Origin of the sequence: Glycomyces buryatensis (genome assembly GCF_004912275.1) — a bacterium.
In the GTDB taxonomy this organism is placed as follows: Bacteria; Actinomycetota; Actinomycetes; order Mycobacteriales; family Micromonosporaceae; genus Glycomyces; species Glycomyces buryatensis.
This window is the reverse complement of sequence record NZ_STGY01000009.1, coordinates 80,110-86,777: the sequence shown is the minus strand read 5'-3', so window position 1 is coordinate 86,777 and position 6,668 is coordinate 80,110. Positions and strand designations below refer to the sequence as shown.

Annotated in this window: 6 protein-coding genes and 2 tRNA genes; 3 read left to right on the top strand and 5 right to left on the bottom strand. The window is 67.6% G+C overall.

Going from position 1 to position 6,668, the window contains the following annotated elements; all coding sequences use genetic code 11:
* From FAB82_RS03570 to FAB82_RS03560, 3 genes are all read right to left on the bottom strand, one after another.
* A partial coding sequence (locus FAB82_RS03570; protein WP_136533175.1) for a hypothetical protein occupies window positions 1-498 on the bottom strand: 498 nt, incomplete at its 3' end.
* A gap of 799 nt (window positions 499-1,297) precedes the next feature.
* Window positions 1,298-1,388 (bottom strand) — tRNA-Ser (locus tag FAB82_RS03565).
* A 76-nt stretch (window positions 1,389-1,464) separates the two neighbouring features.
* Window positions 1,465-2,241, bottom strand: coding sequence for a CPBP family intramembrane glutamic endopeptidase (locus FAB82_RS03560; protein ID WP_136533174.1), 777 nt, complete (start codon window positions 2,239-2,241; stop codon window positions 1,465-1,467).
* A 283-nt stretch (window positions 2,242-2,524) separates the two neighbouring features.
* Here FAB82_RS03560 and FAB82_RS03555 point away from each other — a divergent pair, with 283 nt between their 5' ends.
* The 3 genes from FAB82_RS03555 (at window position 2,525) to mshD (ending at window position 4,708) form a co-directional block, all read left to right on the top strand.
* A complete protein-coding gene (locus FAB82_RS03555) occupies window positions 2,525-3,358 on the top strand; it encodes a ferric iron reductase (protein WP_211116349.1) in 834 nt (277 codons plus the stop codon).
* A 46-nt stretch (window positions 3,359-3,404) separates the two neighbouring features.
* A tRNA-Ser gene (locus FAB82_RS03550) sits at window positions 3,405-3,496 on the top strand.
* A gap of 276 nt (window positions 3,497-3,772) precedes the next feature.
* Window positions 3,773-4,708, top strand: a complete 936-nt coding sequence (gene mshD, locus FAB82_RS03545) for a mycothiol synthase (protein ID WP_136533172.1) — start codon at window positions 3,773-3,775, stop codon at window positions 4,706-4,708.
* Window positions 4,709-4,850: 142 nt separating this feature from the next.
* Here mshD and FAB82_RS03540 read toward each other — a convergent pair whose 3' ends face one another.
* Both FAB82_RS03540 and FAB82_RS03535 read right to left on the bottom strand, forming a co-directional pair.
* Complete coding sequence (locus FAB82_RS03540; RefSeq protein ID WP_136533171.1) at window positions 4,851-5,624, bottom strand: NUDIX hydrolase; 774 nt, start codon at window positions 5,622-5,624, stop codon at window positions 4,851-4,853.
* Between the two features lie 45 nt (window positions 5,625-5,669).
* Window positions 5,670-6,668 carry an inorganic phosphate transporter gene (locus FAB82_RS03535; protein ID WP_136533170.1) on the bottom strand — a complete coding sequence of 333 codons (999 nt, stop codon included), beginning with the start codon at window positions 6,666-6,668 and terminating at the stop codon, window positions 5,670-5,672.

Here is a 6,668-nt window from a genome sequence, read left to right as displayed (position 1 = left end):
GGGGTCCGTGAGGCAGGTCTCGGTCTCCTCCTCGGTGGCGGCGTGGTCCCAACCGGTGATCTGGAAGTACTCGGGGAACTCGGGGAAGTCCGCGGGATCCAGGGCCGAGTTGACCTCCGTATCGGAAGCCTCCTCCAGGATATTCAATTCGACCACCGGGGTGGCGATGTCGTCGGTGAGCCGGTCGAGGGGCTCGTCGCCTTTCGTATAGAAGTAGGAGCAAGCCAGCTTCTCCGGCGCCGGGTCGACGGTGCCGTCGATGGAAATGACGTTGTTGTGCCAGAGCCTGACCTGGGAGGACTCCGGCGTCGCCTCCAGCGCCTCGATCTCCTCGCCTTCGGGGCAGAAGTCGTCTACGGACACGCCCGGGGTGTAGGTCGGGCGTTCAAAGATGGGGTCAGACAATCCGGCGTCATCGGTGCCTTGTTCACCTGTGGCCGCGCATCCGGCCGCGAACAGCGCCAAAGCGCAGACGACGGCGGTCTTCTGGATTCTCACGGGTAGCTCCATTCGGGCGGGGGGTGGACCGGTTCGGGGACCGGCGCGATCGACCTGCCGTCGATCACGGGAGCTTTGACGTTCGGAACGCACGGAAGGTTCCACTATTTCGACATTGGAAGCTTTGCGGCCGTTGGATTCCTGGATTTCGGCCGCGCCCAGGACTCGCGGTTGCCCATGCATCGGAGCCGACAACGCGCTGCCGTAGACCACGGCTTACGACAACCTCTGGGAAGGACTCGAAGTCCTCGCCGAAGCGGCCTAGACCCTGCAAGAGGCGATCGACGCTGCCCAAGAAGCCGAAGATCTGGCCGTAAACGAACCTAAAGGCAACTGTCGTTCCGACTTCCTAGGACATGGCTCGGGCATGGGCCCGCACCGAGACGGTCGACCCTTTCAAGGAACTGCCAGGCATGGCCGAAGCACCGGACTACCGCGCCCCTTTGGAGAGGCACGAAATTCCCGCCGTCTGATGCCTGATGTTTCGGCTGGTAGAACTCCCGCGAAGCCTTGGAGTCCTAGAATATGGGACGCGGGTCGGAGATTTCACTCCAACGGGTGAACGATGCTGAGTCGCAGTCGCCTTCGGCCCAAAACTTTGGCCGGTATTTGGCCGGAAACTGGTTGGCGACAGCTGGACAGGTCCGGACGCAATTGGCGACGGCGATCCGGATAGGCGACGTAATTGCAGGTCAGTGACACTGAACGGCGATATTTCGTACATAGCGGCGGATGTTCGATTGCCAAGAAAACCAGAAGCCCCGGTGAGCCTGCGTTTACGCAGGTCAGCGGGGCTTTGTGGCGGAGGATATGGGATTTGAACCCATGATCGGGTATCACCCGAAACCCGCTTAGCAGGCGGGCGCACTAGGCCACTATGCGAATCCTCCAGGACGCGGCAGAGCACGTACCGATTGCCGAGCTTACCGGGTGGCCGCTCAGGGCGGCAAGCGGGTAGCTCGGGCGTTAAAGCCAGCTCACGTGTGGTGCTACCAACAGGTAGCCCACGAACGCGGCGATGTCGAGAAGGGTGTGGGCCCAGATCAGTGGGCCGGTCCGCTTCCAGCGGAGGAAGACCAGCGCGAAGACCGCGCCCATGACCGCGTTGCCGATGAAACCGCCGAAGCCCTGGTAGAGGTGGTAGGTGCCGCGGAGCAGGGAGTGTGCCACGACGATCGCGACCGGGCTCCACGCCAGTTGGCGCAGCCGGGTGATCAGGTATCCGACGCCGATCACCTCCTCCACGACCGCGTTCTTGAGCGCGGCCAGGACGAGGATCGGTACCGCCCACCACACGTCGTTCAGGTTCGAGGCCTCGATGTCGGCGTTGAGTCCGAGGGCCGTCGCGGCGAAGTAGAGGCCGAGGCCGGGGATGCCGATCGCGGCCGCCAGCGCGGCGCCGGCCAGGAGGTCTCGTGCGGGGCGGGTGCGGTCGAGGCCGATGAGGCGGAACGGGTTCCCGCGATCGAGGCTCAGCAGATGAAGCGCCAGCGCCACCGGGGCCAGGGCGAGGGCGATCCGGACCAGTTGCTTGGCCAGGTCGAGCAAGGGGCGCTCGGGTTCGGCGAGGGCGGAGTTCATGGACTCGGTGTGTTCGGCGAGGCCGCCGGGTGCGGTGAGGGTGCCGAGGATGTCCACGATCGACCAGATCGCGGAGGCGCCAAGCGAGAGCGCCAGGACGATCCAGATTTCTCGCCGCAGCACCGGGGCGCTCAGCGGGAGGCGCTCGGAGTGGTTCGACATAAGCGCCAAGCCTGCCAGAGAAAGCCGGGAAGGCGCCGGGACGGTCGCACGTCGTGTGCGACGGGGACGCCGCCGGGGCGGGGATCATTTGAGGCAGGGGCGAGGTGCTGTGAATCTCATCCCACTCGGCGACGCTCAACCCACAGCACCTCGCTTTCCTACACCCTGTAGGCGCGCAGCGTCTGTCGGTTTATTGACAGTTCGCGGCATCCGTCGGGTAAGGTTAGCCCATCCTTACCTGAGAGGGGCAATCGATGGGACTCGCGTGCGCGGAGGGCCTCACGTGCTGAGCGCCACCGCTGTCGACGTACGCCCCGACTTGACCACTCCTGATCCCCTTGCCGCCCTGCGCGATGCCGCGAACCGCGTCGGTGGCACCGTCGGCCCCAATCCGCTGCTGGGCCTGCGCGACTGGCTCGACAGCGCCGTTGACGACACGGCCGAACCGGACGAGTGCGTCGAGTTCGCCGCGACCGAGCTGACCGACGGCACCCGCGTGGCCGAACTGCTCGGCGCCGCCTCCGCCCTGTGGGGCGGCTCGCCGCACGCCAATGCGGCGTTGGCGTGGAAGACCTACTGCTACTGGATGGTCGCCCCGGCCGTCCTCGGCTACGTCACCGCCCGCCGCGTCCCGCTCATGGAGGCCGGCAATGCCGTCTTCCGCATCAGCGAGGGCGAACCCATGTTCGCGGTGCGGCAGCCGACTCCGCGCTTCCTGGCCCTGCCGGACGACCCGTGCGCGGGCCTGCCCGGCGTCGAAGTCGTCGCGGGCGAGGCGGCGCTGCTGGAGCGGATGCGCGCCTCACTGCTGGAGAACCACCTCGCACCGGTGCTGGCGGCGTTCCTGCGCGAGGTCCGGGTGGGCCGGCGCACCATGATGGGCTCGCTGGCTTCGGGGCTGGCCTATGCGACGGCCTCGTGCGCCCAGGTGGTGGACGAGCCGGCCGAGGTGATCGCCAAGAACCTGTTGTCGGCCTTCGACGTCGCCGACCTGGTCGACGTCGCCACCGACGAGGAGGGCCGCCTGGTCTACCAGCGCCGCACCTGCTGCCTCGCCATCACCCTCGAGGGCGCCCGCACCTGCACGACCTGCTGCGTCGGCCCCCAGCACCGCTGAGAGTTACCAAAGCGTTTGGTAGATTGGCCCTTGCCTTTCGGGGCCTGGAGGAGTCGCATAGCGGACTAGTGCACCGGTCTTGAAAACCGGCGTGGGTGTCAAAACCCACCGTGGGTTCGAATCCCACCTTCTCCGCCACATCCAGCAAAAACGGCCCCCGACCAGGGAAAACCTTGGTCGGACGCCGCTTGTGGACTAATTCTCGCAGGCCGGTCGAGCCCGGTGTGGGACGGCCGGTTACGGCATTCCAGTCAAATTCTGGTCAGATTTCTGACCGGCCGTGCCTTTGGGGAGTTGTGCCGCTGTCGTCTCGCGGGCGTCGTCGCTGCCGGACCACGTGGGGTGAAGAGGTCTGGGCACATAAAAGGACTCAGCACCCCGGCACGGTGCTGAGTCCACGACTAGGGTAACCCCATGCCGCAACTTGCTTCACTTCCGGGTAGGGAAGTTCACAAGATCGTTACGATGGCGCGCCACTGCGCCGAGGCCGACGGGGTCGATCCGTTCAACGAGGAGACCACTCTCGCCCTGTCCCGTCCCGCCTCTCCTGAACGCAGGCACTTCGTTGTGCCACAAGAAGAAACGGTCATCGCTTACGCGGGTGTGGAAGTGGTCGACGGGGCCGCCGGGGCCGAATTGGCGGTCGATCCGGGGCATCGGCGCCGCGGGGTGGGCCGGGCGCTGCTGCGGGAGGTCGTCGCCTCACTTGAGGCCGAAATCACGCAACTGCGGGTGTGGGCGCACGGCGATCTCGCCGCCGCGGCCGCTTTCGCGGAGTCCGAGGGCTTTGCGCGGGAGCGGGTCCTGTTCCAACTCGGCCGAGATCTCGACGGTTTCGAATGGCCTGGAGCGTGGCCGGCCGGGGCCGGGCGCAACTGGCCCACCGGGAACGGCGGGGCCGTGGTGCTGCCCGACTCGATCACGCTGCGGCCCTTCCGGGTCGGCGAGGACGACGAGGAGTGGCTGCGGGTCAACGCGGCCGCCTTCGCCACCCACCCCGAGCAGGGCCGCTGGACGGCGGCGGACTTGCGCTCGCGCCAGTACGAGACCTGGTTCGACCCTGACGGACTCATTGTCGCCGCCGACGACCAGGGCATGCTCGGCTTCCACTGGACCAAAGTGGAGGAGGGGGAGGGCGAGATCTATGTGCTCGGCGTCGATCCGCGGGCCCAGGGCACCGGCGTGGGCCGCGCCTTGACCCTGGCCGGGCTCGCCCACCTTGCCGCGCACGGCATCCGACAGGTCGCCCTGTACGTCGACGAGTCCAATCCCCGGGCAGTGGGGCTCTACCGCTCCATGGGCTTCGAGACGGTCCACAGCGACGTCCAGTGGTCCAAGCAGCTGCGCTGAACCACAGGGCAAATGCCACAGGGCAAGTGCCGTAACGCGAGTCGCGCTCATTCGGAGAACGGGAAAAGTGTCGGGACCCCGCGCTATCGTTGCGCCAGGGGTCCCTAAGGGCTGATATTTCGTATTAAATGCGGATCCGCACCTATCGCGTTCCCGCCAGTGCCGCCGCCGGATAGCCGTCCTCGCCCGGCAGGACCAGCGCCGCCTTTCCGCCCTTGACACTGAGGCGCGGCAGTATCGGGGACATGTCGCGCTGCTCGGCGGCGGCGAAGACCTCGCCGACGGTCGAATAGCGCGAGAGCTCGGCGAGCGTCGTCGCCTCCGGCATCGACATCTGCGCGCCGTACTGGCACACCGCCTGCTCCGGCCCGATCCACGTCGCGTACTCCGGTTCGCGCACCCGAATGCGCGGCTGGAAGCCCTCGGCGAGGGTCGCCACGTAGATCCAGGCGTCGAACCGGACCGGCTCGTACTCCGGGGTCACCCAGCGCGCCCAAGCCCGCTGGAGCGCCACCATCGCGCCGGTCTCCTCCTCGACCTCCCGCACCCCCGTCATCGCCACATCGGGGTCGTCGGGCTTGAATCGCCCGCCCGGGAAGCCGTACCGGGCGACGGGGCGGGCGCTGTTCTCGTCGCGCGCCTCCCACGCCTCCCGCGCCGTCCCACCGTTGACGTAGGCGGCCCGGACCGTCGGCTCCCCCGCGAAGGCCCGGTCGGGCAATGCGGCACCGAACGGCTCCTTCGCGGCGTGACGCAACAGGAACACCCGCAGCGGCGCCTCGCGCAGCAGCACGACGGCGGCGGCCCGCTCAGGCTCGGGCGGCGCGCCCCGCGCTTCGAGGCGGGCACGCGCACGGGCGGCCGACCCTGGGTCGACCGCCCTGAAGTTCCATTTCCCGAAGCGCTGGATGGACATGAATCTCACGCTAGCCGAAGCGCGCGCGGCGCCCTGGCACAACGCCTAGAAAATCCAGCTGATCGGGAAGTACACCAGCGCTCCGACCACGGCCGCGACGGGGAAGGTCAGGACCCAGGCCATGACGATCGTGCGCGCCACACCCCACCGCACGGCCCGCTTGCCGCCGGTCGAGCCGACGCCCATGATCGAGGACGTGATGATGTGCGTGGTCGAGATCGGGGCGCCGATCATGGTGTTGACGAACAGCACCGACGAGGCCACCGTCTCGGCGGCGAATCCCTGCGGCGGGTGCAGGTCGATGATCTTGCGGCCGAGGGTCTTGATGATGCGCCAGCCGCCCTGATAGGTGCCGAGCGCCAGTGCGAGGGCGGCGACGATGTAGACCCATTCCTGGATCTCGGTTGAGGTGTCCTGGTAGCCGCCGACGTAGAGGGCCAGGACGATGATGCCCATGGTCTTGGCCGCGTCCTGCATGCCGTGGCCGATGGCCATGGCGGCGGCCGAGACGGTCTGGGCGTGGCGGAAGCCGCGGTTGAGCTTGTCGGGGCGTCCCTTGCGGAAGATCCAGTAGACCGCGATCATCACCAGGAAGCCGAGCCCGAAGCCGACCAGCGGGGAGATCACGGTGGGAAGTGCGACCTTGTTGAGCAGGCCGCTCCAGATGACGGTCGCGCCTCCGGCGAGGGTCGCGCCGGCGATCCCGCCGAGCAGCGAGTGGGAGGCCGAGATGGGCCAGCCGAACCACCAGGCGATGTAGTTCCAGCCGATGGCGCCGATGACGCCCGCCAGCACGATCGTCAACCCGGTCATGCCGACCGGCAGGTCGACCAGGCCGTCGGCGACGGTCGAGGCGACCGCCCCGCCGAGGTGGGCGCCGATGAAGTTGCCGATCGCGGCCATCGCCAAGGCGGTGCGGGGTTTGAGCGCCCGGGTGGAGATCGAGGTGGCGATGGCGTTCGCCGAGTCGTGAAAACCATTGGTGTAGGCGAACAGCAGCGCCGCGGCGATGGCTGCGATCACCGCGATGAGGTTGGCGTCCAC